This window comes from Lelliottia sp. SL45, assembly GCF_026672535.1.
Classification (GTDB): domain Bacteria; phylum Pseudomonadota; class Gammaproteobacteria; order Enterobacterales; family Enterobacteriaceae; genus Enterobacter; species Enterobacter nimipressuralis.
On record NZ_JAPPRH010000003.1, the window covers coordinates 2,739,321 to 2,764,872 of the forward strand.

Sequence of the window (25,552 nt, forward strand, 5' to 3'; positions counted from 1 at the left end):
GTTTAGTCCTGTCGCCAGCTAAACGCGTAACGCAGTGACCGGTCTGCGAGGATAAACTCCGGCGAAACACTCGGGCTCCACGAGTCATCCCCGCCCACGCCCATATGGAATGCGTCGATAGACAGCCAGCAGCCCGGCTCCTCGATCAGCAGATGATGATGCGTGGTGTCGCGCAGCTGCTGCTGACTGTAGCGGCTGAGCGTGAAGTGGAAATGGCCCTGCAACTGGTGCGCGCCAAATGTCAGCTCGCGGGTATCGCAGCGCAGGCCGTTTTCCGTCGGGAAGATATAGGGCGTGTGCAGCGCCTCCAGCGGCAGCGTCCAGCGCCCCTGTCGCGCCGCCAGTTTTCGGTCCGGGTAGTTCTCATCCGGCCCCAGCCCCAGCCAGCTTGCGGACGCCGACGCCTCTGCCAGCTGGCAGCTCAGGCCAATGCGCGCCGGCTGTGGAATATCAGTTGCCACCTGAATCTGCACATCACCTTGCAGCACACCGTTGCTGTCAATGGTCCAGACTTTCCGGCTCATGAACAGCGTTTTGCCGTTAAACTCCCAGGCATGAAGCGTGGTAATCGCCACCTCCTGCGCACGCTGCTCGCCTTCGCACTGCAACACGCGCGGCGCGAGGTTATACATTCCCGCCGCTTTCCAGCGTTCCACCCAGGCATTCGGATCGATGCGCGTCGCTTCGCTGACGCCAATATCGTTATCCAGCGGCGCGCGGGTAAAGTTGTCGATGAGCGGCGAGCGCAGTGTTTGCACACCGCGGTTCCACCACTGGACCAGATTTCCGCTGGCGCGATCAAAATGCCAGCGTTGATCCAGGTGGCTCACTTCCAGCACTTCGTCGTTAACCGTCAGCTGCGGTTTTACCTGTCCGGCAACCGGCACTGACACAGACAACGGCGCAGGCAGCGGGAATTGATCCCAGGCGCAGCGATGATTAGCGGGCGACCAGTGGGTTGCTGCCGTCTGGAAAACGTCGAGATTCAGCCAGACTTCGCCCGGCGCAGCGGCCAGTTCAGGCAAAGCCATTTCAATGCGCTGGGTGCCTTGCGGCGCAACGGACAGCGGCACCTCTCCGCTCGCCATCTCGTCGCCGTCACGCATAATGCACCAGTGCAGGGATTCATTATCGCTGTGACGGAACAGGTAATCGCTGTGCACGTCCACCACCAGCGGCGAAGTGCTCACCAGTGTGAAAGTGAAAAATTGCTGGGCGCGCTGAGCTTCAAACAGCGCCGGGTGCGGCGTGCGATCCGGGAACACCAGCCCGTTCAGGCAAAACTGACGATCATTCGGCGTATCGCCAAAATCACCGCCGTAGGCCCAGAACGCCTGGCCATTTTCGTCTTTTTTGGTTAACGCCTGATCCACCCAGTCCCAGACGAACCCGCCCTGCAGGCGCGGATGGGTGCGGAATGCCTGCCAGTATTTGGCAAACCCGCCAAAGCTGTTGCCCATCGCGTGGGCGTACTCGCAGAGGATCAGCGGGCGCGTTTCATCCGGCATCCCGATCCACTTTTTAATCGACCATTTTGGCACCGCCGGGAACGGTTGATCCTGATCGACGCGGGCGTACATCGGGCAGACGATATCCGTCGCGGCGGTATTTGCCCCGCCGCCCTCATACTGAACCGGACGCGTTGGATCGGTGGTTTTGATCCAGCGATAGAGCGCATCGTGATTGGCGCCGTGGCCGGACTCATTGCCCAGCGACCAGAGGATGATCGACGGATGATTGCGGTCGCGCTGCACCATGCGCGTGACGCGCTCGCTCATGGCAGGCAGCCAGCGCGGATCGTCCGCCAGACGGCTCATCGGCACCATGCCGTGGGTTTCAATATTCGCTTCGTCCACCACATACAGGCCGTAGCGGTCGCACAGGCGATACCACAGCGGGTGGTTAGGGTAGTGCGAGCAGCGCACGGCGTTAAAGTTATGCTGCTTCATCAGCTCGATATCGCGGCGCATGGTCGCTTCATCCATCACCTGGCCGTTTTCGGGATGGTGCTCGTGGCGGTTCACCCCACGGATCAGCAGCGGCTGGCCGTTGACTTTCAGCAGGCCATTGCTGATCTCCACGCGGCGGAAACCGACATCGCACGCCTCCACTTCCAGCAGATTTCCCTGCCCGTCACGCAGAACGAGCGTCAGACGATAAAGCGCAGGCGTTTCGGCACTCCACAGCGCCGGGCGGTCCACCGGAAGAGTGACATGTAAACGCTCGGCCCAGTTGCCGCGCTCATCAACAATCGCAGAGCCAGGACGGGCAGTCGTCGTCGCGACCGGTTCATCATCCTGCCAGAGCGTCAGCACCACTTCGCTGTCGGCCACTGCCTCGCCGCCGAGGGCCACTTCCACCTGCAATTTTGCGCGATCGTAATCCGCATTCAGTTCGGTGACGTAGTGATAATCGGCAATGTGAGTGGCCGGTTTATGCTGGAGCGACACGTCGCGGAAAATCCCGCTCATCCGCCACATATCCTGGTCTTCCAGATAACTCCCGTCGCACCAGCGCAACACCAGCACTGCCAGGCGGTTACCGCCGGGTTTCAGCACAGGTGTAAGATCGAACTCCGCCGGCAGGCGGCTGTCCTGGGAGTACCCCACCCACTCGCCGTTGCACCAGAGATAAAACGCTGAATTGACACCGTCAAAAACGATGCGCGTTTGGCCGCTCTTAAGCCACTCTTCATCCACCTCAAATGTGAGCGAGTAACAGCCTGTCGGGTTCTCGGCTGGCACAAACGGGGGATTGGCGATGATTGGGTAGGTGACGTTGGTGTAGATCGGCGTATCAACGCCCTGCATCTGCCAGTTTGACGGCACCGGCGTGGTGATAGCCTCTGCACACTCTTCTGTTATCCAGTGCTCAGGAACCTGCTCTGGCGCCGTGAAAAAGCAGAACTGCCAGTCGCCGTTCAGTAACCGCTTGTGCGAAGGTGGCTGCTCATCGCGAGCCTGCGTTTCATCGCGCCAGCTGTGAAACGGTGCGTGGGCATCCAGCCGGTGCCATTGGGTAACGCCGGGATTTTCCCAGTCGCGACGAGCTAAAACAGAATGCAGAGAGTGCGGGGATGCGACAGACATAATGACCTCTTTTGCGAAGCGCTCACAATTCAAGTCACAATGCCCTGGTGAGAGAAATCGGTAAAGGATCTGACCACGGCAAAGCGAGCCAGATCACAAAAGGATCAGCGCCGCGCCAGCTGCTCAGCCAATAGCGCCAGGTATTTCAGCTGCTGTGCCAGCGCTTCGCGATCGGCCTGATCGGGCGCGTGACGGGCGCTGGAGTGGCGCTCCACCAGCGTGACAGGAAGCTGCGTTTGCCAGAGTTCATCCGTTGATCCGGAAAGGAGCCACTCGACGCTGCGCTCTCCGGCCACGCGAAACGCCTGGCGAATGGTGGTCAGCGGCGGGGAGAACCAGGCGCTGTCAGCGGTATCATCAAATCCCACCACCGACATCTGCCCCGGTACGGCTATCCCTTTTTCAGCACAGGCGCGCATCACACCGAGGGCCATCTGATCGTTTGCCACCAGAATCGCATCAGGAAGAGCGCTCCCCGCCAATAGCTGATGCCCTTTTTCATACCCTGACGCCGCGCTCCAGTCGCCATAGGCCATCGCACACGGAACCAGATTGTCCTGCGCCAGCCGCGCCTGCCAGCCCGCGAGACGCGCGCGCGATGAGACGGAACTCTCTGGCCCGCTGAGCAAGGCAATGCGTCGGTGTCCAAGCGCCAGCAGGTGCTCTGCGCCAAGCTTAGCGCCCTGCTCCGCATCAAAGGCCAGGCGATGAACTTTGGCTTCAGGGGAGACGTCGAAGAATAACACTGGCACCGGTGCGGCAAGCTGGCGGATCTGTTCGGCGAGGGGATCGTCGAGGGGAACGTTGACCAGCAAGCCTTCCACGCGCTGGGCCAGTAACTCCTGGAGTGCCGCCTGGCAACGCTCAGGATGCTCCACCATCGAAATCAGCACGCTTGCGCCGCACTCACCCGCGCGGGATTTTACCGCAGAGGCGATTTGCGAGGGCGCATGCAGCGCCAGGTCGGTGGTAATCAGCCCCAGCGTGCGGGTGCGTTTTCCGGCCAGTTGCTGCGCACCGCGATTGGGGACGTAGTGCAGTTCAGCCATCGCCTGCTGCACCTTTTCACGGGTCCTTGCGGAGACGTGCTCCGCGTCGTTTATTACGCGGGAGACCGTCTGATAGGAAACGCCCGCCAGGCGGGCAACGTCATAGAGAGTGATGGCTTTCATGCTTTCCGTATCGCAGCGAGAGATGCCGGTATTCTGGCACAGCGCGGCGGGTAAAGCATGTGAGCGCTTCGCAGTTTAAACAATTCGTTCCGGCTCTGGCACCAGCGTCACCTGCGGCTTCTGACGAAACCACGGCAGGCAGATCTGGATCAGCGGGCCGATAGCCAGCGCGTACAGGACCGTGCCCACGCCAAAGGTTCCGCCGAGCACGCAACCAATCAGCAACACCGACACTTCAATCGCCGTACGCACGCTGCGCACCGACCAGCCCGTGCGGGCGTTAATGCCGGTCATCAGGCCGTCGCGCGGGCCGGAGCCAAAGCCTGCGCCGATGTACATTCCGGTCGCCAGCGCATTGACCACCACGGCGGAGATGAGCAGCGCGCTGCGCGCCACCAGCGAACTCATCTCCGGGAGCAGCGACAGGGACGCATCGGCCGCCAGACCAATCACAATGACGTTACTGATAGTGCCGAGGCCAGGGCGTTGACGCAGTGGGATCCAGAACAGCAGCACCAGCGCACCGGTCAAAATCATTACCGTGCCGATGTCCATCGTCAGCAGGTGGGCGACGCCCAGATGGAACACGTTCCACGGATCGGCACCGAGATCGGCGCGGACAAACATCGCCGTTGAAAGCCCGTAAAATCCCAGTCCGACATAAAGTTGCAGTAAGCGACGCAGCATGATGGTTCTCCAGAAAGTTATGCTTTCATCCTGGCTGAAAATGGCTCTATGATTAATGTCCAGTTTTCAAATAGTGGACTGCATATGTCATCTCGTCGCTTCGGTAGCCAGTCGCTGGTGCGCCTCTTAGGCCACTGGCAACAGCCCTCCTCCCGCACGCCTTTATGGCGACAACTGGCGGACGCACTACGCCTGTTGATTCTCGATGGCCGACTGGCCCTCGATACGCGCCTGCCCGGTGAGCGCGAACTGGCTACGGTGCTCAACGTGAGCCGCACGACGATTGCCAGCGCGCTGGCACACCTGCGCGAAGCCGGGTATCTGGAGAGCCGCCACGGCAGCGGCTCCCGCATTATTCTCCCGGACAGCCACGCCGTCCCGACACGAGCGGCCATCAGCACTGCGCTGGATCTCTCAACCGCCGCGCTCAGCGCCGGGCCGGAAATTCACCAGGCTTATACCCACGCGCTCACCGCCATGACCCAACACCTCTCTCACACGGGTTATGACCAGCTGGGCTTACCGGAGCTGCGCGAAACCATCGCCGCACGTTATTCCTCGCGCGGGCTGCCGACGCGGGCAGACGAAATCATGGTGGTCAACGGTGCGGTCAGCGGCCTGGCGCTGGTGCTGCGCATGTTGACCGGGCCAGGCGATCGGGTGGTGGTGGATCATCCCACTTACCCGCTGGCGATTGCGGCAATCCAGGGCGCGTCCTGTCGTCCTGTTGGCGTGGCGCTGCCGGAATCGGGCTGGGATACGGACGGCTTTGCCGCGACGCTGGCGCAAACCGCGCCGCGACTGGCGTACCTGATGCCGGATTTCCATAATCCCACCGGGCGCTGCATGGACATCGCCACGCGCCAGACCATCACCGATATCGCCGCACAAACCCGCACCACGCTGGTGGTGGATGAGACCATGGTTGACCTGTGGTTTGATGCGCCACCCCCGCCGCCGCTGGCGGCGTTTAACCCGCAGGCCAACGTCATTACCCTCGGTTCGGCGGGCAAAAGTTTCTGGGGGGGATTACGCCTGGGCTGGATCCGCGCCTCGTCGCGCACCATTGCCACGCTGGCCCAGACGCGCGATACCCTCGATCTTGGATCGCCGTTGCTGGAACAGCTGGCCACCCTGTGGCTGATTGAGCACGCCGCCACTTTCCTGCCCGCAAGACGGCAGATGCTGACAGAACGCCGCGATCGCTGCAGCGCGTTAATGCGCGAGCATTTTCCGGAATGGCGTTTTCACGAGCCAGAGGGCGGGCTGTCGTATTGGGTGGAGCTGCCGGGGATGGTCGCCACACAGCTCGGCGCGCGGGCGGAGACGCTGGGAATTCATCTCGGCACCGGCACACGCTTTGGGCTTTCCGGGGCGTTTGACCGCTATCTGCGTATGCCTTTCTCAATGGATTCGGCGCAGCTGGAAAACGCGCTACTGCGAATTAAACCGCTGTGGAACTCGCTGAACAGAAGTGAAAGTTATTTAAAACGTGGCGTAATATAACCAGCGGAAAATAAAAACTGCTGGCTGCACTAGATGCAGTCAGCAGTTTTCACAGGTTTGTCATCAGTGCTGAGGAGGAATCGGAAAACCTTTCAGAGAAATAACGAAATTTTCTCCTTCTTTCTTTATTTTCGCGCCCGTATCACACCAGTCAGACGCAATGCGAAAGAACTCATCACTTCCTACATTCCAGCCAAGACGTACGTGTTTTACGTAGCCTGAACGAAGCAGATCGCAGGCCTCTTTGTAGTCATTGGCAGTAGACAGTTGTTGTTTCATTTTCTCTTCTTCAGAAGTTTGCGTAGAGCCTTGATTTCTTTAGGAGTAAAAGGAGTCACACTCTCTTCTTCCGTATGCTGATTATCAATATCCTCTTCCGTTACTCCCGCCTCTTCTACTGCCTCAAACGCCAGCAGCAGCAGTTTTTCTGTCGTCACGCTTAAATTCTCGTTATTCGCTTCGGCATAATGACGAAGTCTCTCTTTTAGCGCTTCATCAATTTTTACGTTTAAGACTGCAGTGCCCATGTTTGTCACTTCCCTTCGGAATAAGTTATTTAATTTAATACACGAAGTTACTGGGGCAATCCACTGATATATTTTTTGCTTATGACGGATTAAAAACACCCCGACATTAATTTGCCAGTCTATTATTACAGGTTTATGACAATATTATTTCATTGCAATGAAGGATATATTACATAACCTCTTTATAATCATGGGCAATATTTTTTGAAAGGGGAAAATTTTCAGAGAGGCGGAAATGGGTGGGGGCCCTGCCAGCTGAGATTTTTCTAACAAAACCTATGTATTTCAATGCACTAAAAAGCGGTGGGGCAATGAATTTGTATCACCAAAAGTATACACTGGCAAGCCGTTTTCTCATGCGACAGACACAAAAAAACCGGGGCTGACCCGGCTATGTATGACTTTTGACCAAACTCCATCTAGGCTACATTTTCCACTACCATGTAGGATCGCCCAACCTCCTCAATCAATGGTTGGAGGTTCGTATTGCTGCCTTTGACTGTAAACAGGTCTTCTGGCTGTTCATCTTTTACGGCCTTTTTAACATAACCATAATACGGACGACTGACAGCAGACCTTAAAGTGTAGTGGTCAACAAAAACTGGCCACGGCTTTAGAGTTTTTCCAGAACAATCGTTCTGATTCATTCGGCGTCAAACCTCCATTATATTGATGAGGTCTGAGCTGGCTGTAATATCCCATAATGTAATTCGTTATTGCCGTGCTGGCTTCGCTAAAATTAGCGTACCCATTATCCGGAACCCACTCTGTTTTCAGGCTTCTGAAGAACCGTTCCATTGGGCTATTATCCCAGCAATTTCCCCGGCGACTCAGGCTTTGCTTTATCTGATATCTCCACAGTAACTGTCTGAAATTCCTGCTGGTATAGTGACTGCCTTGGTCCGAGTGATACAGTAAATTAACCGGCTTTCCTCGGGCTTCCCAGGCCATGGACAGCGCTTTAGCTGTCAATGCAGAATCCGGAAAAAATGACATCGCCCAACCAACCGGTTTACGGGAAAACAAATCGAGTACAACAGCCAGATAAGCCCAGCGTTTTCCCGTCCAGATATAAGTCACATCACCGCACCAGGCCTGATTAGGCTCGGTAACAGCAAACTGGCGATCCAGATAATTAGGGATCTCAATGTGTTCCTTAGACGCCTTCTTATAACGATGGCCAGGTTGCTGACAGCTGATAATATTGAGCGCTTTCATCAGCTTTGTTGCCCGCCAGCGGCTCAGTTTTATACCTTTGGTGGTGACCATCGCGGCAATGCTTCGCGCTCCTGCTGAGCCGTTACTTTCGCGATAAACTTCACGCACAAGGCTCAGTAAAACCACTCTCGTGGCGTCAGGCTTCTTTGGCTGCCGCCAGTATTTATAGCTGCTGCGATGAACCCCAAACACGTTGCACATAACGGCAACAGGAAACCGCGCCCTGAGTTTCTCAACTAATGAGAACTGTTCAGGGAGTCTGACATCAAGAGCGCGGTAGCCTTTTTTAATATATCCCTTTCCATTTCAACGTGTTGAAGTCTTTGCTTCAACTCACGTATCTTAATCTGCTCCGGTGTCATGGGTGACGCTACGGGTGATTTTCCCGCTCGCTCTTCTTTCAATTGTCGAACCCATTTGTCCATCGTGGATTTGCCGACATTCATCGCAGTGGCAGCGGCGGCAACGGTGTAGTGCTGATCGAGTACAAGCTGGGCAGCTTCGAGGCGAAACTCGGGGCTAAAATTGCGTCTGTTACGTCCGGTCATAATGTCACCTGTTTTGACTATGAGGTGATGATATCACCTCTATTCAGGTGGCCAAATTCACTATGCCACTACATCAGGGAATAAATGCCCTTTTCGGGCGGATATGAAATCAAGCAGACCAAGTGCTAACAACTGAGAGTGGATCGGCACAAACCGCCGTGAACTGTCGGTTTTGAGTGTCTGATTAGGATTCAGGTTATCGACACGGAAGCACCAAACTCCGTCAACTTTCATCACGTCATTGTGGTAAAGCTGGCAGATCTCATTCTGCCTCATCCCCGAATAGCGACCAATCAGAATGATCCACCGCTTCCAATCCCTCACGCCATGTAAAGCAATGTGCAAGCGTTTCAGATCGTTGAGCGAATACGCAGGACGGCGATCCATTGGAGCTGTGGTTTCCTTCACTCCCATTCCCTCAAACGGGTTTCGAATATCTTCATCCGTACGTGTTGCAACCCATTTGAAAAATGCTGAGTTCTTTTTGATGTAGCGGTTTCTGGTGGATGCTGAACCTTCAAGACCATCAACAAACGCCGCCGCGCTTCTTTTGCTGAAAGGCTCTTTTGTTGAATTCAGATATGCATTCACGCACCTGTTGATCGTTAGTATTTCCCGTTCACCAACTGATCCCTCTTTAGCTTTGGTGTACTTATCGAGCTCGCCCTTGAGGCTCTTGAATGCCTTCTTCTGTTGTGGCTGTTGGAAGGAAGCAGACGGGGTTGCAGTGTGTGCCGGGATGGACTGCGGAACGCAGTGGAAAGGTTGTGAGGTGAGATATTTCTCCACACGGATCAAGGCTTCACGCTTGGAACGTGTGCGAAGGGAAATACGAATTTCACGGCGTTTCCGAGGTGTCAGGTAGACCCTACGGTAGTACCAGATCCCGTGACGGGAAAGCATAAGATGCGACATTGATTAGCGTCCTAAGTGATACACGAAAGTTGTATCACCGCCGTTTCAATGCACGAAAACAGAGGGTTACATGATGGATATCATGCACTTAGCAGAAATGGGTGGGGGCCCTGCCAGCTACATCCCGGCACACACGTCATCTGCCTTGGCTGCTTCCTTCCGGATCTGACCTGGTAAACAGAGTAGTGTTGCGGGAGAACCAACAGAGCCCCCATTGAGAGCGTTGTTACCCAACGCGCTGGCGCATTATCCCTGCACAGGATCGCAATTGCAAGTTAACCGCGACCGGATGATGGTTTATTGCGCAAACTGTGGAATTTATCCAAGATTATGCCCATCCCCGCATGAAATCTGCGCTGGACTGCGCGATTATGCCTGTCTACATTAGACCCGAACTTCCCGCCCTTGTTCCGGAAGAATCGATGACCCTCTCAAAGGAGCGCCCCATGGATGAACATGACTCTTTCCCCCAACGGGTCTGGCAAATTGTGGCCTCGATTCCGGAAGGGTATGTCACCACCTATGGTGATATCGCAATGCTAGCCGGTTCCCCGCGCGCGGCGCGTCAGGTCGGCGGCGTGCTGAAACGTCTGCCGGAAGGCAGTACGCTGCCCTGGTATCGCGTGGTAAATCGACATGGCGAAATTTCACTGACCGGCCCGGATTTGCAGCGTCAGCGCCAGGCATTGCTGTCTGAAGGTGTGCAGGTGTCAGGAAAAGGGAAGATTGATATGCAGAAGTATCGCTGGGTGTATTAACTGCCCTCCCCGCGAAGGAGAGGGCAAAGGTCAGACTTAGTACTGTGTCGGTGCAGGCACTGCAGAAGATGGGTTAACCTGCGTTGGCGACGTTGACGGAACCGTCGTCGCGGCACCACCGCCCTGCTGTAACGGCACGGCAGTCTGCTGAACCGGAACCAGCGTCAGGTCAGCTTTGGTTCCGCCCTGGTTGATCACCGGCTGTACCGTATCGGTAATGAACACCAGTTTGTCGTTCACGGTAATCGCTGCGCTCAGCAGGATACGCGCGTTCGGCTGGATTTCTGCCGGGTTAAACGGCAGCACAAAGCTGAACGGTGACTGTTTCCCTTCGGTACGTACCGCTTTCTGCGACAGCACTTTAGACGGCGCATCGGCCAGAGAAGCATCCGACAGGGTCACCGTTAAGACGGCGTCCGGCGGCAGGGCCACTTTCTGGCGGATCCACACCGTACCGGAAACGTTAGGTTGCTGCATGGTTGGCTGTGTCGTCGCTCCAGCGGCATTTGGGTTTGGCGCTGGCGTCTGGATGTCGGCACTTTTATCCGCACAGGCAGACAGAGCAACCGCTACCGCTAAACCACTAAGCATGTGCACGAGTTTCATTGAGTTCTCCTTATCTTCAATGCACCAGCGGGATCGATCCCGCCAAGAGTCGTTAGCAAATACATAACGTGACTAAGTGTGGCACATATCACTTATATATGCCTGGTTTCAGCCGCTTATTCAGATTATTGCACCCATCGGACCACTCTCCTTTTTACGTTATAATCATCCTATCTTTCGCCACGGCGTTTTATTGAGGACGACTATGAGTCAAGCACTGAACAATCTGCTGACATTACTGAATCTGGAAAAAATTGAAGAAGGACTCTTTCGCGGGCAGAGCGAAGACCTTGGCTTACGCCAGGTTTTCGGCGGCCAGGTGGTGGGACAGGCGCTGTATGCCGCCAAAGAGACCGTGCCTGCAGACCGTCTGGTGCACTCTTTTCACAGCTATTTTTTACGTCCTGGTGACAGCGCAAAACCGATAATCTATGACGTCGAAGTGCTGCGTGACGGCAACAGTTTTAGCGCCCGCCGCGTCGCGGCTATCCAGAACGGCAAACCGATTTTTTATATGACGGCGTCATTCCAGGCACCGGAAAGCGGTTATGAGCATCAAAAAACGATGCCGCCTGCCCCGGCACCGGATGAACTGAAATCGGAAACGGACATTGCCCGTGCGCTGGCGCATCTGTTGCCGCCGCAGGTGAAAGAGAAATTCCTGTGCGATAAACCGCTGGAAATCCGCCCGGTCGAGTTCCACAATCCGATGAAGGGCCATATCGCCGAGCCAAAACGTCAGGTGTGGATCCGCGCCAACGGTGCAATGCCGCAGGATCTTCGCGTTCACCAGTATCTTCTGGGCTATGCGTCTGATTTCAACTTCCTGCCGGTGGCCCTGCAGCCGCACGGCGTGGGCTTCCTCGAAAAAGGGATGCAGGTCGCAACCATCGACCACTCCATGTGGTTCCATCGTCCGTTCGATATGAACGAATGGCTGCTGTACAGCGTGGAAAGCACGTCGGCGTCGAGCGCGCGCGGGTTTGTTCGCGGTGAGTTCTATACGCAGGGGGGCGTGCTGGTTGCGTCAACGGTACAGGAAGGGGTGATGCGAAACCGGGGATAATCTGTGCCCTCACCTCGCCCCTCTTCTTGTGACGGTCCGTGACTGAGGGAAAAAATAAAGCCTCCCATCGGGAGGCTTTTTGCTACAGGAGAAACTCAATCTGCTCAGGCGTTGTACGCATTCTCGCCATGGCTGTTCACATCCAGCCCTTCGCGCTCTTGCTCTTCCGGTACACGCAGGCCAACGGTCATGTCCGCCAGTTTGTAGCCGATGAAGGCCACAACACCCGACCAGACGATAGTGATGGCGATACTTTCCAGCTGAACCAGCAGCTGATGGCCCATGGTCACGCCTTCTGCATAGCCTACGCCACCGAGGGACGTCGCGGCGAAGATACCGGTCATGATGCAGCCGACGATACCGCACACGCCGTGCACACCGAACACATCACAAGGATCATCGACACGCAGAACGCGTTTCAGCGCCGTTACGCCCCACAGACCCGCCAGACCCGCGACGATACCAATCAGCAGCGCGCCGCCGACACCGACATAACCACACGCCGGGGTGATGCCAACCAGACCGGCAATCGCACCGGAACAGGCGCCCAGCAGGGATGGTTTACCGCGTACCACCCACTCACCAAACACCCAGGAGAGGATTGCACCCGCAGTGGCTACCACGGTGTTCACAAAGGCCAGCGCGGCGATTTCGTTTGCAGCACTAGCTGAACCGGCGTTGAAACCGAACCAGCCAAAATAGAGGATTGCCGTACCGGTGAAGACCATCGGCAGGTTGTGCGGTTTAAACGCCTCTTTGCCAAAGCCTACACGTTTGCCAATCAGGTATGCCCCGACCAGTCCTGCAACCGCAGCGTTAATATGCACCACCGTGCCACCTGCGAAGTCCAGCGCACCGTGAGACGCCAGCAGACCGCCGCCCCAGACCATGTGCGCAATCGGCACATAAGAGAGCGTCAGCCACACCACCACGAAGATCAGCACGGCGGAGAAACGAATACGTTCTGCCAGCGCGCCGACGATCAGGCCGACGGTGATACAGGCGAATGACCCCTGGAACGCCACGTGGATGTACTGATAGAAGCTCCCCATCAGGGCAGTCAGCTGGATATTTTTCAGCATCGCCCAGTTGAAGTTGCCGAAGAAGGCGTTGCCTTCGCCGAAGGCCAGCGAGTAGCCGTAGACCACCCACAGGACGCAGACCAGCGCGAAGGTCACTGCGACCTGCGTCAGCATGGACAGCACGTTCTTACCGCGGATCAGACCGCCGTAAAACAGCGCGATGCCCGGAATTGTCATGAACAGCACCAGCGCGGTGCAGATCATCATAAAGGCGTTATCCGCCTTGTCGGCTACCGCAGGAGCCGCCATCGCCAGGCCCGGCAGCAGTGCCAGAGACCCCAGAGCTGTTTTGATTGTTGCTTTCTTCATTTTCTCGATCCCTATCACTGTGTACCAGGAGTTACTTACAGTGCAGCTTCGTCAGCTTCGCCCGTACGGATGCGAATGACGCGCTGCAATTCGGCAACGAAAATTTTGCCGTCGCCAATTTTTCCGGTGTAAGCCGCTTTGCTCACCACATCAATCACCTCATCGAGTTGATCGTCAGCGATAGCCACATCAATCTTCACTTTAGGCAGGAAGTTGACGCTGTATTCGGCTCCGCGATAAAGCTCCGCATGGCCCTTCTGACGACCAAAGCCTTTCACTTCGGTAACCGTCAGTCCCTGAATCCCCATTGAAGACAGTGCTTCACGAACGTCTTCGAGTTTGAATGGTTTGATGACAACCGTAACCAGCTTCATAGTTCCTCTCCAGTCAGAATTCGATAATGGCCGCGTTTTACAACAGAGGTATTGCAAGGGGTGTGCCAGAGTTTGAAAAGGCGAAGAAATCAGGCGGCAAAGGCAGGAAATGGCTCTTCTGAAGAAATGGATAAAAAAAACGCACCATGACAGTGCAGGGTGCGTTTCATTTTTGCACCAACAGAAATCCCTGTTAGCGCGGTGCTTAATTTTGGTGCATCAGGCGCTCAGAGACTCCTCTTCGCGCGTGCTGGCGGCCAGCTCTTCTCCGGCCAGCTGCAGCTGGTACATTTGCCAGTAACGTCCTTTCGCTTCCAGCAGCTCGCGATGCGTGCCGCGCTCGACGGCTTGCCCGCGATGCAGCACCAGAATGGTATCGGCATCAACAATCGTCGAGAGACGGTGCGCAATCACCACCAGCGTGGTCTTCTCCCGCACTTCCGCCAGCGCCTGCTGAATGGCCTGCTCGGTGCCAGAATCAATGCTGGCCGTCGCTTCGTCGAGAATGAGCACCTGCGGCGTTTCAATCAAGACTCGCGCCAGCGCCAGCAGTTGCTTCTGCCCCACGGAGAGGTTATTGCCCTGCTCGCCCAGTTTGGTGTAGATCCCATCGCTCATGGTGCGTGCCAGCTCTGCCAGCTGGACTTTCTCAAGCACCGCCCAGACCTGTTCCTCGCTAAACGGACGGCCCAGAGTGACGTTGGCAAAGAAGGAGTCGGCCATCACCACCGGGTCCTGCTGCACCATCGCAATCCCCTTGCGCAGCACGTCGTGGCTCAGGGTGGAGAGCGGACGGCCATCAAGACGGATTTCACCGCTCGTGAGCGGGTAATACCCCATCAGCAGGCTGGCGAGGGTACTCTTACCGCTGCCCGTGTGACCCACCAGCGCGACAAAGCTGCGCGACGGGATATCGAGATGAATGTCCTGCAGCACCAGACGATCTTCGCGATAGGCAAAGGAGGCATGATCGATCTCGATCGTGCCGCTTTTCAGTTCGCGCTCGTCGTCGCCGTAGGTTTGTCGTGGTCGATCCATCAGCTCGAAGACGCGCTCACCGGCGACCACCGCCTGCTGCAGAATGGATTGCTGTGTCGTCAGTTCGATCAGCGGCTCGTTCAGACGCCCGAGGTAGCTGATAAACGCGTACAGCACACCCACCTCAATCGTGCCGCCCGCGCCGAAACCAAACAGCATCAGCAGACCACACAGCACCAGCGCCGAAAACAGGCTCAGCAGCGGACGCAGGAGGAAACCGTCCAGACGCAGGGTTTGCATGCGCGCCATATAGTGCGAGCGGCTCGCCTCACCCATGCGTTCGCCAAAACGTGCCTGCTGACGGAACTGCTGAATCACGCTCATGCCGTTGATGACTTCGTTAAAACCGTCGTTAATGTCCGCCAGATAAGCACGAACCCGGCGCACAATCGGCGTGCTGTAGCGCTGGTAAATCACCATGACGATCAGCACCGCCGGGAAGATGGTGATTGCCACCAGCGCCATACGCCAGTCGAGGCTGAACATCGCGACCAGCATGGCGCCGACGAGCGCGGCGCTGCGCAGCACCGTGGCGACCACGGTCACGTACAGGTCGCGAATCACTTCCGTATCGTTGGTGACGCGGGAGATCACCTGGCCGACGGGCTGGGTATCAAACTCGCTCAAGGGCTGGCGCAGAGCCGCATCCATCACGTCGGTGCGCAGCTGTTGCACTACGCCGACCGCCGCCTGGTTAAACAGCAGCGACTGAGCATAGTGCAACGACGCCGCCAGCAGCTGAAGCCCGACGTAAGCTGCGCCCAGTCCGGCAACCAGGCCCAGCGGCAAATAGCTTTTGGCGACCATGTTGTCGATGAAATAGCTGATCAGCAGCGGGCCACTGACTTCGGCAATCGCCGCCACCCACAGCATCACCACCGCGATAGAGAGCGGTTTTCGCCACGGCGAACCGTAGGCCAGCAGGCGTTTTAGGGTCGGCCACAGCTGGGTAAACTTACGCATGGGTGGCCTCCTCGTTCAGATCTGGCGCATCGTCCAGAGCCGCCTCCAGCTGTTGATAACGGTGCATATCGCGATACCACCCGGGCTGTTCCGCAAGCTGATCGTGATGCCCGCGCTGGGCAATATGCCCGTGCTGCATCACCAGAATTTCGTTCGCTTCCGTCAGGGCCGAGAGACGGTGGGCGCTGATAATCACCGTCCGCCCTTCGCCCCACTGACGCAGGTTATGCAGGATCTGGTGTTCTGTGCGCCCGTCGACCGCGGAGAGTGCATCGTCGAGGATCAGAATTTCGGCATTCAGCAGCAGGGCACGCGCAATGGAAATACGCTGTTTCTGCCCGCCCGACAGCATCACACCACGTTCGCCCACTTCGGTGGCATAACCCTGCGGCAGGCGCAGAATATCATCGTGGACGCTGGCCAGGCGCGCTACGTGCTCAATCTCTTCCTGCGTCGCCGTGGGATGGCCCAGCGCGATGTTGTTGGCAACCGTATCCGAGAACAAAAAAGGCGTCTGGCTGACGACAGCCAGGCGGCTGCGCCAGGCGTCCAGCTGCAGGCGCGTTAGAGGAATATCGTGAAAACGAATATCCCCCTGCGTGACATCAAAGTGACGCTGAATCAGCGACAGCACGGTGCTTTTCCCGGCACCGGTTGGGCCGCAGATCCCCAGCATCTGTCCTGGGCGCAGCGTAAAGTTGACGTTTTCCAGCGTCGGACGTTCGGTTTGCGGATACGAAAACGCCGTAATCGCCACCTCCAGCACACCGCGCCCTTCCGGCACGGATTCGCTGCCGTCGTTCACCACCGGTGCTTCCGCCAGCATCGCGCGAATACGGCTGTACGCCGCGCTGCCGCGTTCGACGATATTAAACATCCACGCCAGCGCCAGCATCGGCCAGATCATCAGCCCGAGATACATGGCGAAGCTGGTCAACTGACCGAGGGTCATGGAGCCGTTGACCACCATCCAGCTCCCGCCGCCAATTGCCAGCAGATTGGCGGTGCCAATGGCGATATAAATCGTCGGGTCAAAGCGCGCATCAATTCGCGCCACGCGCAGGTTTTTCGCGCCGGTGTCTGCGGCATCGGCGGCAAACTGAGCCGACTGGCGATCTTCAAGGCCAAAGGCTTTGATCATGCGGATGCTGGTCATGCTCTCCTGCGTTCTGTCGTTCAGAGAGGAGAACGCCGCCTGGGCCAGCTTGAAGCGCTCGTGCAACTGTTCGCCGAAGCGATTGATGGCCAGCGCCATGAGGGGCATTGGCAGCAGCGCCAGCAGGGTAAGCTGCCAGCTGATTTGCGTCGACATCACGATCAGCACCGCGCAGCCCATCACCAGCGAATCAACCAGGGTTAACACCCCTTCCCCGGCGGCAAACACCACGCGATCCACGTCGTTGGTGGCGCGTGCGATCAGATCGCCCGTGCGGTGGCGCAGGTAGAATTCAGGATGCTGGCGGCTAAGCTGACGATAAAAATCTTCACGCAGCTCCACGGCGAGCTGATACGACGCACCGAAGAGCAGCACGCGCCAGACGTAGCGCAGCAGGTAGACAATCACCGCAGTCAGGACCAGCGTACCGATCCACATCATCACCCGTGCGGTGGTGTAATGTTGTTCTGTGACGCCGTCCACCACATATCCCACCACTTTCGGCGGAATGAGCTGGAGAATGGCAATAATAATAAGCAGGGCCACTGCGCCGAGATAGCGTCGCCACTCCCGGCGGAAGTACCAGCTTAACTGAGCAAATAATCGCACGCGGTAAATTCCTGAAGGTATTGTTCCGGCAAGGCCTGGAAGTTATTCAATGGGTAAAGCGGTGGTGTATTTAATCTGTTCCATGGCGAAGCTTGAGGTGACATCCGACAAGCCCGGCACGCTGTTAACCAGCCGTTTGTAGAAGTCGTCATAGCGTTTCATGTCCGCCACCTGCACGCGCATCAGATAGTCGTATTCCCCTGCCATGCGCCAGAAACCGAGCACTTCAGGCATCTCGGAGACTTCGGTGACAAACCGGCAGTACCAGTCGCTGCTGTGGTGCTGCGTTTTTATCAGAACAAACGCGGTCAATCCAAGCCCCAGTTTTTCGGGATCGAGCAGCGCCACGCGGCCCAGCAAAACGCCGTCGTCTTCCAGTCTTTTTAGGCGTTTCCAGCAGGGTGTGGTGGTCAGATTAACGGCATCAGCGAGCGCCTGCAAAGAGAGGGTGCAGTCCTTTTGCAGCAGAGAGAGCAGCTTACGGTCAATTTTATCTAACATACCCCGCCTCACAGAGAATAATTTTCTCCTGACATTCTATTTTAAAGGCCAGATAGCAACAATTTTTTCTGTGCTTTTCGCTATCCTAGGCACAAAATGACAAATGGATACACACGATGAATAGCACCTGGGTCAAACACGCAATCAGCGAAATCAATGCCGACTATCAGCGCTCGGCGGACACCCATCTTATCCGCCTCGCCCTGCCGGGGTTTTCCGGAATTCAGCTCTACCTGAAAGATGAAAGCACTCATCCGACCGGCAGCCTGAAGCATCGTCTGGCGCGTTCGCTTTTTCTGTATGGGCTGTGTAACGGCTGGATCAACGAGGGCACCACGATTATTGAGTCGTCGTCGGGTTCGACTGCCGTGTCCGAGGCCTATTTCGCCCGTCTGCTTGGCCTGCCGTTTATCGCCGTGATGCCCTCCTGCACCGCAAAACGCAAAATTGAGCAGATCGCGTTTTACGGCGGACGCTGTCATTTTGTTGAAAGCGCCTGCGAAATCTACGCCGCGTCAGAAATGCTGGCCCGCGAGCTGAACGGCCATTACATGGATCAATTTACCTTCGCCGAACGTGCAACCGACTGGCGCGGGAATAACAACATTGCCGACAGTATTTTCCGCCAGATGAAGAATGAACCGCATCCGGAACCGTCTTACATCGTGATGAGCGCGGGCACCGGCGGGACCTCTGCCACCATTGGCCGCTATATTCGCTGCCAGGGTTACGATACAAAACTGATGGTGGTTGACCCGCAAAACTCCGTGTTCCTCGACTACTGGCAAAACCGTGACGCCAGCCTGCGCAGCCCGGTGGGCAGTAAAATCGAAGGTATCGGCCGCCCGCGCGTGGAGCCGTCGTTTATTCCTGATGTGGTCGATGAGATGCTGCGCGTGCCGGATGCGGCAAGTGTCGCCACCGCTCACTGGCTGGAAACGCAGCTGGGCCGTAAAGTGGGGGCTTCCACGGGGACTAACATGTGGGGCGCGCTACAGCTGGCCGTGCGGATGCGCGAAGAGGGCAAGAGCGGTTCTATCGTCACGCTGCTGTGCGACAGCGGAGAACGTTATCTGGATACCTACTACAACGCGGACTGGGTGAAAGCCAATATTGGCGACATCGAGCCGTGGAAAGCGCAAATTGCGCAGATGACAAAATAAAAAAAGCCAGACCGATAAACATCGACGTCTGGCTTGCTGGAAGGGTCTCACTATTCGGGGGAATACGGGAGGTTTGGTTTATCCAGCCAATGAGTCAAAAAATGGGACACCGCTTCGTTACGGCAATGTCCGATAACCGGGAGATGCGACAGCTCAGCAATCAGCTGCGGCATCGCATTTCCCATAATCACACCGCGACCTACGCTGCCCAGCATTTCGCGGTCGTTCATGGCATCGCCAAATGCCATACAATCCTGCATCGTTAAACCGAGGTGGTCGCTCAGGACCGCCAGCGCAGACCCTTTGTTGCATCCCACCGGCAGCACTTCGAGACACTCCACCGCCGAGAAGGTCAGGTGCGCACGGTCGCCTAACGCTTCATTAAGCTGAATGCGCAGACGGCACAGATCGTCGTGATCGCCGCAGAAACAGATTTTCGTCACCGAGTGCGCAGGGATACGGCGCAGATCCATCAGCTGGTAGCGAAAACCGCTGTAGACGTGCGCTTTCAGCAGTTCAGGGATCTCTTCGCCCGTCAGCCAGCCGGTGTCGTTAAACACGTGAATACTGGCCTGCGTATCCCAGGTGCTGTGCAGCACCAGATCCGCCACTTCCGGGTCCAGATCCTGACGATGCAACATTTCGCCTTCCACCGAGTGAATGCGCGTACCGTTGCCGGTGATGAGAAAAGCATCCATCGACAGTTTGCCGAGCAGGTGGCGCATCTCCAGAACATGACGGCCCGTGGCAAACGTCAGGGTGATATCACGCTCATGCAGTCGCTTCAGCGTGCTCAGGGTTTTCTCTCCTAAGCGGTGATCCGGCATTAAGAGCGTGCCGTCCATATCGAATGCTGCAAGCCGCGCCATGATGACTCCGAAAATGTGATGGGGTTAATCTGGGTATCAGTATTGCCCGCGATATACGGAAGTAATAGTGAATAGATGATTATTATTGTTCCGGGTTTTTTACAGGCGTAAAAAACGCTGCGGTTGCAGCGTTTTGCTGGGGGAGAGAATCAGGCTTGATTAAGAAGCAGGTGCTGAATAAATCCAACATGCAGTCTGACACCCGTCTGCAACGCCGCTTCATCCAGACGGAATCGCGGATTATGTACGCCGTAGGTCGCCCCGATGTGCTCATTGCCGCTGCCGATAAACAGGAAGCAGCCCGGTACTTTTTGCTGATAGGAAGAGAAATCTTCGCCGCCGAACAGAGGATGCGCAATCTCCCGCAGCGCCTGATCGCCGAGCGTCGCGCGAATCACTTTGCGGGCAATCGCACAGGCCTCGGGATGGTTATTGCCGCTGGCGTAACCCCGCGTCCAGTTCAGGGTAAACTGCGCGCCGTGCGCGGCGGTAATGCCCGCTATAATTTGCTCCATCTGCTGTGGCACCTGCTGACGCACGCTGTCGTGATGGGTTCGCAACGTCCCCGCCAGTTTGATGCGCTCCGGGATGACGTTATAGCTTTCGCCGCTCTGGAAGGTGGCGATGGTCAGGACCGGTACCTGAAGCGGATCGGTGCGACGTGACACCACATTTTGCAGGGCCGTCACCACTTCCGCGCCAATCACCACCGGATCAATGCACAGATGCGGCATGGAGCCATGCCCGCCCTTGCCCACAATGGTGATATCAAAATTATCCGTTGAGGCGCAGAAGACGCCCTCTTTCAGCCCGACTTCCCCCGTCGGGAAATTCGGCATCACGTGCAGCCCGAAGATTTTTTCCACCCCGTCGAGCACCCCGAGATCAACCAGCTCCTGCGCGCCTCCCGGCGGCACCTCTTCGGCGTGCTGGAAGATAAAGCGCACCGAGCCGTGCAGCATCGACTGGCACTGTGTCAGCACTTTCGCCGCCCCGAGCAGCATGGCGGCATGCGCATCATGGCCGCAGGCATGCATCACGCCCGGCACCGTCGAACAAAAGGCTTCGTCGTTCTCTTCCTGGATGGGCAGCGCGTCAATATCGGCACGCAGCGCGTAGCACGGCCCGTCATACGCCCCTTTCAGATCGGCAATGACGCTGTTGGGCGTCAGGCGCGTCAGCGTTAAACCGCCAAAACTGGCCAGCGCATCGGCAATATAGTCCGCCGTTTTATGCTCCTGAAATGAAAGCTCTGGATGAGCATGAATGTGTCTGCGCCAGCGCAAAACGTCCTCTTTCACATCAGCCAGCATCGCTTCAATCGTAAATGCCATCACATGTCTCCTCAGTTAAGCCACATCGCTCAGAGCGGAGCGCGTTTTCAGCGCCAGCGGCAACATGGCAAGCCCGGCAACCACCATTGCCAGCGCCAGAAAAACAAACGTCGAGAGGTAGTCGCGACTGACGGTAATCAAATACCCCATTGCAATCGGGGCGACAAAACCGCCCAGCGTCCCACCGGTGTTGATAATCCCCATCGCCGCGCCCATCACCTCCGGCGGCAGTCGTTTCATGGGTAAGGTAAATACGGTCACGAAAGCGGCCATCAGGAAAACATAACCAAAGAACAGCAGCAGCCCGGCGGTGAACGCCGAAGTGGAGGTGTAGACCAGCCAGATGCAGACTGCGCTTAGCAATGCGCAGCAAAAAATCACTTTTGGCTCCCTCCCCTGCATATAGCGCCCCACCAGCCATCCCGTCGCCAGCGACGAGATCCAGATACCCAGCCCTCCTGCGGCCACCACCAGCCCGGAAATATCCAGCGACATTCCGCGCTGCTGCACCAGATATTTCGGCAGCCACGCCATCAGGCCGTAGGACGGAATGTTGATGCAGAAGATCGCGACAAACAGCAGCACCACAATGGGATTTTTCAGCAGCTCACGATAGCCTGTGACTGCGCCGGTGTGCGGTTTGACCGGCGTCGGATTCGGCACCCACAGCATAATGGCGACGGCAATCGCAAAGGCCAGTAGACCGAGGATCGAAAAAGAGCCGCGCCAGCCGAGGGAATTCAGGCTATAGACCGCAATCAGCGGCCCGGCAGTCATGGCGAAGCCGGCCGATGAGAGCAAAATCGACTGGGCGAAAGTTCTCTTCTCCAGGGAGAAGTTCGAGACCACCGCTTTGGCGCAGGAGCAGGGATAACCGGAATGCCCAATCCCCGATAAAAAACGAAAAGTGACCAGCAGCCCCAGGCCGAATCCCAGCATCCCAAAGCACAGGGCGAAGCCGCCGAGCAGACAGAGTGAGACGCTCAACACTTTCTTGTAGCCGAAGCGATCGTTCAGCCAGCCTGCGGGGATTTGAAACAGGGAATAGGCGAGAAAGAAGATCCCGGTGATATAACCCAGCTGCTCAGGCCGAAGATCAAATTCACGTTCAATGGGCAAGAGCGCAAAACCCATCACCGTCTTGTCGAGATACACCACCACATAACCGACAAAGAGCAGGAAGATCATCAGGAAACGATTTTTCATAGCCGATATCCCTTTTGTTATCACCCCGCCAGAGAGTTGTCGACAGGTGAAATTAAAATGCGACATGCATCACATAACAGACTGAACAACAACAGATTATGTGGATTCTTCATCGACGTTAGCAGCTTTGCCACCCGGCCATAAGATACAATTTTTGTACAGGTGATACTTTTTACTGATAGGGGTACGGGTTGCGCTATCTGCCGAAATTACAGCAACTGAAGGTTTTCCAGCAGGTTATCCGTAGCGGTAGTATTCGCGGTGCGGCCAGAGCTTTAGGGCAATCTCAACCGGCGGTCAGCAGAACGCTGCGCGAACTGGAACAGACTCTGGAGACGCGGCTGATTGTGCGTGGGAATCAGGGGATGACGCTGACGGAAACCGGGCGGGCGTTTTCTCAGCGGATGCAGTTTATTCTGGAGGAGCTGGAGCGAGCGGCCGATGAAATTCGCCAGATCGATCAGTTTTCGCAGGGGGCGGTGGCGATGGGCATTTCATCTCTGCTGGCCCTGACGGTCTTTCCGGCACTAAACGACGCCTTCCGGACGCAGCTTCCTCACTCCACGCTGCTGGTGAAAGAGGGGCAGCTTTCGATGCTGTTGCCCGCGCTGCGGGAGGGGCGACTGGATTTCGCTGTCGGGACGGCAGGCCCAGGCTTACCCCTGGACGATCTCGTGCGCGAACCGCTGTTCAATGCCTCCTTCGGCATTATTGCCCGCAAAGGCCATCCTCTGGCGCAGGCCACCACCTTCGATGCGTTGCAAAATGCTCGCTGGGTATTGCCGGAGACCGATATGGGGTATTACCAGCAGCTTCGGCTTTCAGCGAACGATTTTCTGCCACAGCTGGCGGAAACGCCCGTGCGCACGGATTCGATGATCTCAGGGCTGAGTCTGGTGTTACAGTCGGATTATCTGACCATTGTGGCGCGTGCGATGCAGGCTCCGTTCGGTTTACAGGATCAGCTCTGCCTGCTGAATATTAACGGCCTTCCGCAGGCCGAGTATCACGTGCTGTATTCGCAAAAATCGCCGCTGACGTTCGCGGCGCGCCGACTGCTGGATCTGCTGCGTCACCATTGTCAGGCCTATGACTGGCACTAACTTTTCAACGGGCACCGAAGATGCGTCAACTCAACAGACTGAATCAGTTTCAACGCCTCTGGCAGCCCTCTGCCGGTGAGCCGCAGCAAATTACCGTCGCGGAACTGGCGGAACGCTGCTTTTGCAGCGAGCGGCACGTGCGTACGCTGTTGCGCCAGGCGCAGGAGGCTGGCTGGCTGAGCTGGAAGGCACAGTCCGGGCGAGGCAAACGCGGCACCTTAACCTTTCACGTTACCCCGGACCGCCTGCGCAATGAGATGATGGAGCAGGCGCTGATGCGCGGGCAACAGCACGATGCGCTAGAGCTGGCGCAGCTGGCCGCACCGGAGCTGCGCGCCTTGCTGCATCCTTTCCTCGGCGGCCAGTGGCAAAACGATACGCCCACGTTGCGAATACCTTATTACCGTTCTCTTGATCCGCTCCATTCGGGCTTTTTGCCGGGACGCGCGGAACAGCACCTGGTCGGACAGGTCTTTTCCGGGCTGACGCGCTTTGACGACGACAGCCGCGAACCTGCCGGGGATCTTGCCCATCACTGGGAAGTGTCAGCCGATGGCTTACGCTGGCATTTTTACATCCGTTCGACGTTGCACTGGCACAACGGCGATAAGGTCGAAACCGCACAGCTGCGCGCGAGCCTGCTCGAACTCTTTGCCCTCCCCGCCCTGCGACGGTTGTTTAACAGCGTGCTGAACGTTGAGGTAACGCATCCCCAGTGCCTCACCTTTGAATTGCATCAGCCTGATTACTGGCTGGCGCATCGTCTGGCCAGTTATTGCAGCCGTCTCGCCCATCCGGAACGCCCCCTGACAGGCTGCGGCCCGTTCCGGTTGGCGGTGTTTGAACCCGATCTGGTGCGCCTGGAAAGCCATGAGCAATACCACCTCAGCCACCCGTTAATCAAAGCCATTGAATACTGGATCACTCCGCAACTGTTTGAGCAGGATTTAGGCACCAGCTGTCGTCATCCGGTACAAATCGCGATAGGGCAGCCGGACGAACTGGCTAATCTGCGTCTGGTCAGCAGCAGCACCAGTCTTGGCTTTTGCTATCTCACGCTCAAGCAGAGTGGCCGCCTGAGTAAAAGGCAGGCGCAGCGGCTCATCACGATTATCCATCACACGACGCTTCTGCATACCCTGCCACTGGATGAAAACCTGATTACCCCCGCGCACGAATTGCTGCCGGGCTGGACCATTCCCGAATGGCCGCAGTTGCGGGATGTTCCTCTCCCCGACACGCTGACCCTGATTTACCATTTGCCCGTTGAATTGCACACCATGGCTGAACAGCTCAAACAGTATCTGGCAAAGCAGGGTTGTACGCTCAACGTCATTTTCCATGATGCTAAAACCTGGGACGGCTGCGGCAATCTGGCCGAAGCGGATCTGATGATGGGTGACAGACTGATCGGCGAAGCGCCGGGATATACGCTTGAGCAGTGGCTGCGCTGCGATACCTTGTGGCCGCATCTGCTCAGCGCGCCGCAGTATGCCCATCTTCAGGCGACGCTGGATGCGGTACAGACGCAGGTCAGCGAGCACACGCGGCACAGCGGTTTGCAGTCGATTTTCACCCATCTGATGGAGAATGCGGTTTTAACGCCTCTCTTTAACTATCAGTATCAAATCAGCGCGCCGCCGGGAGTGAACGGTATTCGCCTTAATACCCGCGGCTGGTTTGATTTTTCGCAGGCCTGGCTTCCTGCCCCGAACGCGTGAAGAAGCTGGTCGCCACGCGTGCCAGACGTTAC

Annotated in this window: 22 protein-coding genes and 1 other RNA gene; 6 read left to right on the forward strand and 17 right to left on the reverse strand. The window is 56.9% G+C overall.

The genetic code is table 11. The annotated features are described in order from the left end of the window. Positions 1 to 2: 2 nt before the first annotated feature. The 3 genes from OVA10_RS19375 to yczE all read right to left on the reverse strand — a co-directional run bounded on the left by OVA10_RS19375 (position 3) and on the right by yczE (position 4,948). Positions 3 to 3,089 (reverse strand): beta-galactosidase, encoded by a 3,087-nt coding sequence (locus OVA10_RS19375; RefSeq protein ID WP_268196633.1) that lies wholly within the window; start codon positions 3,087 to 3,089, stop codon positions 3 to 5. 104 nt (positions 3,090 to 3,193) lie between these two features. Then, positions 3,194 to 4,261 carry a LacI family DNA-binding transcriptional regulator gene (locus OVA10_RS19380; RefSeq protein ID WP_268196634.1) on the reverse strand — a complete coding sequence of 356 codons (1,068 nt, stop codon included), beginning with the start codon at positions 4,259 to 4,261 and terminating at the stop codon, positions 3,194 to 3,196. 75 nt (positions 4,262 to 4,336) lie between these two features. Continuing rightward, positions 4,337 to 4,948 (reverse strand): membrane protein YczE, encoded by a 612-nt coding sequence (gene yczE, locus OVA10_RS19385; RefSeq protein WP_268196635.1) that lies wholly within the window; start codon positions 4,946 to 4,948, stop codon positions 4,337 to 4,339. Between the two features lie 84 nt (positions 4,949 to 5,032). On the opposite strand from yczE, the gene yczR reads away from it, so the two are divergent. Then, positions 5,033 to 6,454 carry a MocR-like transcription factor YczR gene (gene yczR / locus OVA10_RS19390; RefSeq protein ID WP_268196636.1) on the forward strand — a complete coding sequence of 474 codons (1,422 nt, stop codon included), beginning with the start codon at positions 5,033 to 5,035 and terminating at the stop codon, positions 6,452 to 6,454. Between the two features lie 63 nt (positions 6,455 to 6,517). Here the strand turns inward: yczR and OVA10_RS19395 are convergent, their stop codons facing one another. The 5 genes from OVA10_RS19395 to ffs all read right to left on the reverse strand — a co-directional run bounded on the left by OVA10_RS19395 (position 6,518) and on the right by ffs (position 9,867). Next, complete coding sequence (locus tag OVA10_RS19395; protein ID WP_014069144.1) at positions 6,518 to 6,733, reverse strand: hypothetical protein; 216 nt, start codon at positions 6,731 to 6,733, stop codon at positions 6,518 to 6,520. After that, a complete protein-coding gene (locus OVA10_RS19400; protein WP_100777388.1) occupies positions 6,730 to 6,981 on the reverse strand; it encodes a hypothetical protein in 252 nt (83 codons plus the stop codon). Before OVA10_RS19400 ends, OVA10_RS19395 begins: the two co-directional genes overlap by 4 nt. A gap of 591 nt (positions 6,982 to 7,572) precedes the next feature. Beyond that, positions 7,573 to 8,747 (reverse strand): IS3 family transposase gene (locus tag OVA10_RS19405; protein WP_268196637.1). Its coding sequence is split into 2 segments (ribosomal slippage): positions 7,573 to 8,489 and positions 8,489 to 8,747, totalling 1,176 coding nucleotides; the frame shifts between segments, so codons are not numbered across the junction. Positions 8,748 to 8,807: 60 nt separating this feature from the next. Next, a complete protein-coding gene (locus OVA10_RS19410; protein ID WP_268196638.1) occupies positions 8,808 to 9,662 on the reverse strand; it encodes an integrase in 855 nt (284 codons plus the stop codon). A gap of 108 nt (positions 9,663 to 9,770) precedes the next feature. Continuing rightward, an RNA gene (ffs, locus tag OVA10_RS19415) (signal recognition particle sRNA small type) lies at positions 9,771 to 9,867 on the reverse strand. 241 nt (positions 9,868 to 10,108) lie between these two features. On the opposite strand from ffs, the gene OVA10_RS19420 reads away from it, so the two are divergent. Next, positions 10,109 to 10,420 (forward strand): MGMT family protein, encoded by a 312-nt coding sequence (locus OVA10_RS19420; protein ID WP_442787753.1) that lies wholly within the window; start codon positions 10,109 to 10,111, stop codon positions 10,418 to 10,420. A gap of 36 nt (positions 10,421 to 10,456) precedes the next feature. Here the strand turns inward: OVA10_RS19420 and OVA10_RS19425 are convergent, their stop codons facing one another. Next, positions 10,457 to 11,026: a YbaY family lipoprotein gene (locus tag OVA10_RS19425; RefSeq protein WP_100777390.1), complete on the reverse strand. Its 570-nt coding sequence runs from the start codon at positions 11,024 to 11,026 to the stop codon at positions 10,457 to 10,459. Positions 11,027 to 11,231: 205 nt separating this feature from the next. Between OVA10_RS19425 and tesB the strand changes: the two genes are divergently transcribed. Next, a complete protein-coding gene (gene tesB / locus OVA10_RS19430; protein WP_100777391.1) occupies positions 11,232 to 12,092 on the forward strand; it encodes an acyl-CoA thioesterase II in 861 nt (286 codons plus the stop codon). Between the two features lie 104 nt (positions 12,093 to 12,196). Here tesB and amtB read toward each other — a convergent pair whose 3' ends face one another. From amtB to OVA10_RS19455, 5 genes are all read right to left on the reverse strand, one after another. Then, complete coding sequence (gene amtB / locus OVA10_RS19435) at positions 12,197 to 13,483, reverse strand: ammonium transporter AmtB (protein ID WP_100777392.1); 1,287 nt, start codon at positions 13,481 to 13,483, stop codon at positions 12,197 to 12,199. Positions 13,484 to 13,518: 35 nt separating this feature from the next. Further along, positions 13,519 to 13,857: a P-II family nitrogen regulator gene (glnK, locus tag OVA10_RS19440; RefSeq protein ID WP_012016323.1), complete on the reverse strand. Its 339-nt coding sequence runs from the start codon at positions 13,855 to 13,857 to the stop codon at positions 13,519 to 13,521. A 219-nt stretch (positions 13,858 to 14,076) separates the two neighbouring features. Further along, entirely contained in the window at positions 14,077 to 15,858 is a 1,782-nt protein-coding gene (locus OVA10_RS19445) for a SmdB family multidrug efflux ABC transporter permease/ATP-binding protein (protein ID WP_102104283.1), read from the reverse strand. Then, positions 15,851 to 17,623: a SmdA family multidrug ABC transporter permease/ATP-binding protein gene (locus OVA10_RS19450; RefSeq protein WP_100777394.1), complete on the reverse strand. Its 1,773-nt coding sequence runs from the start codon at positions 17,621 to 17,623 to the stop codon at positions 15,851 to 15,853. Before OVA10_RS19450 ends, OVA10_RS19445 begins: the two co-directional genes overlap by 8 nt. 42 nt (positions 17,624 to 17,665) lie before the next feature. Next, on the reverse strand, positions 17,666 to 18,124 hold the full coding sequence (locus OVA10_RS19455) for an Lrp/AsnC family transcriptional regulator (RefSeq protein ID WP_012016320.1): 459 nt from the start codon (positions 18,122 to 18,124) through the stop codon (positions 17,666 to 17,668). A 116-nt stretch (positions 18,125 to 18,240) separates the two neighbouring features. On the opposite strand from OVA10_RS19455, the gene OVA10_RS19460 reads away from it, so the two are divergent. Beyond that, positions 18,241 to 19,287 carry a PLP-dependent cysteine synthase family protein gene (locus tag OVA10_RS19460; RefSeq protein ID WP_100777395.1) on the forward strand — a complete coding sequence of 349 codons (1,047 nt, stop codon included), beginning with the start codon at positions 18,241 to 18,243 and terminating at the stop codon, positions 19,285 to 19,287. Positions 19,288 to 19,337: 50 nt separating this feature from the next. Here the strand turns inward: OVA10_RS19460 and cof are convergent, their stop codons facing one another. The 3 genes from cof to OVA10_RS19475 all read right to left on the reverse strand — a co-directional run bounded on the left by cof (position 19,338) and on the right by OVA10_RS19475 (position 22,696). Next, positions 19,338 to 20,156 carry an HMP-PP phosphatase gene (cof, locus tag OVA10_RS19465; RefSeq protein WP_268196640.1) on the reverse strand — a complete coding sequence of 273 codons (819 nt, stop codon included), beginning with the start codon at positions 20,154 to 20,156 and terminating at the stop codon, positions 19,338 to 19,340. A 149-nt stretch (positions 20,157 to 20,305) separates the two neighbouring features. Further along, positions 20,306 to 21,490, reverse strand: coding sequence for an amidohydrolase (locus OVA10_RS19470; protein ID WP_268196641.1), 1,185 nt, complete (start codon positions 21,488 to 21,490; stop codon positions 20,306 to 20,308). Positions 21,491 to 21,505: 15 nt separating this feature from the next. After that, positions 21,506 to 22,696: an MFS transporter gene (locus OVA10_RS19475; RefSeq protein ID WP_268196642.1), complete on the reverse strand. Its 1,191-nt coding sequence runs from the start codon at positions 22,694 to 22,696 to the stop codon at positions 21,506 to 21,508. 191 nt (positions 22,697 to 22,887) lie between these two features. Between OVA10_RS19475 and OVA10_RS19480 the strand changes: the two genes are divergently transcribed. After that, positions 22,888 to 23,799, forward strand: coding sequence for a LysR substrate-binding domain-containing protein (locus tag OVA10_RS19480; RefSeq protein WP_268196643.1), 912 nt, complete (start codon positions 22,888 to 22,890; stop codon positions 23,797 to 23,799). A 20-nt stretch (positions 23,800 to 23,819) separates the two neighbouring features. Continuing rightward, entirely contained in the window at positions 23,820 to 25,520 is a 1,701-nt protein-coding gene (locus OVA10_RS19485; protein ID WP_268196644.1) for an SgrR family transcriptional regulator, read from the forward strand. Positions 25,521 to 25,552 lie beyond the last annotated feature (32 nt).

Coding starts and splice junctions, on each gene's coding strand:
- OVA10_RS19455 (WP_012016320.1), bottom strand. CDS start 18,124: ATGTTAGATAAAATTGACCGTAAGCTGCTCTCTCTGCTGCAAAAGGAC.
- OVA10_RS19420 (WP_442787753.1), top strand. CDS start 10,109: ATGGATGAACATGACTCTTTCCCCCAACGGGTCTGGCAAATTGTGGCC.
- OVA10_RS19470 (WP_268196641.1), bottom strand. CDS start 21,490: ATGGCATTTACGATTGAAGCGATGCTGGCTGATGTGAAAGAGGACGTT.
- OVA10_RS19375 (WP_268196633.1), bottom strand. CDS start 3,089: ATGTCTGTCGCATCCCCGCACTCTCTGCATTCTGTTTTAGCTCGTCGC.
- yczR (WP_268196636.1), top strand. CDS start 5,033: ATGTCATCTCGTCGCTTCGGTAGCCAGTCGCTGGTGCGCCTCTTAGGC.
- cof (WP_268196640.1), bottom strand. CDS start 20,156: ATGGCGCGGCTTGCAGCATTCGATATGGACGGCACGCTCTTAATGCCG.
- glnK (WP_012016323.1), bottom strand. CDS start 13,857: ATGAAGCTGGTTACGGTTGTCATCAAACCATTCAAACTCGAAGACGTT.
- OVA10_RS19445 (WP_102104283.1), bottom strand. CDS start 15,858: ATGCGTAAGTTTACCCAGCTGTGGCCGACCCTAAAACGCCTGCTGGCC.
- OVA10_RS19400 (WP_100777388.1), bottom strand. CDS start 6,981: ATGGGCACTGCAGTCTTAAACGTAAAAATTGATGAAGCGCTAAAAGAG.
- yczE (WP_268196635.1), bottom strand. CDS start 4,948: ATGCTGCGTCGCTTACTGCAACTTTATGTCGGACTGGGATTTTACGGG.
- OVA10_RS19475 (WP_268196642.1), bottom strand. CDS start 22,696: ATGAAAAATCGTTTCCTGATGATCTTCCTGCTCTTTGTCGGTTATGTG.
- OVA10_RS19395 (WP_014069144.1), bottom strand. CDS start 6,733: ATGAAACAACAACTGTCTACTGCCAATGACTACAAAGAGGCCTGCGAT.
- OVA10_RS19460 (WP_100777395.1), top strand. CDS start 18,241: ATGAATAGCACCTGGGTCAAACACGCAATCAGCGAAATCAATGCCGAC.
- OVA10_RS19410 (WP_268196638.1), bottom strand. CDS start 9,662: ATGTCGCATCTTATGCTTTCCCGTCACGGGATCTGGTACTACCGTAGG.
- OVA10_RS19380 (WP_268196634.1), bottom strand. CDS start 4,261: ATGAAAGCCATCACTCTCTATGACGTTGCCCGCCTGGCGGGCGTTTCC.
- OVA10_RS19485 (WP_268196644.1), top strand. CDS start 23,820: ATGCGTCAACTCAACAGACTGAATCAGTTTCAACGCCTCTGGCAGCCC.
- OVA10_RS19425 (WP_100777390.1), bottom strand. CDS start 11,026: ATGAAACTCGTGCACATGCTTAGTGGTTTAGCGGTAGCGGTTGCTCTG.
- tesB (WP_100777391.1), top strand. CDS start 11,232: ATGAGTCAAGCACTGAACAATCTGCTGACATTACTGAATCTGGAAAAA.
- amtB (WP_100777392.1), bottom strand. CDS start 13,483: ATGAAGAAAGCAACAATCAAAACAGCTCTGGGGTCTCTGGCACTGCTG.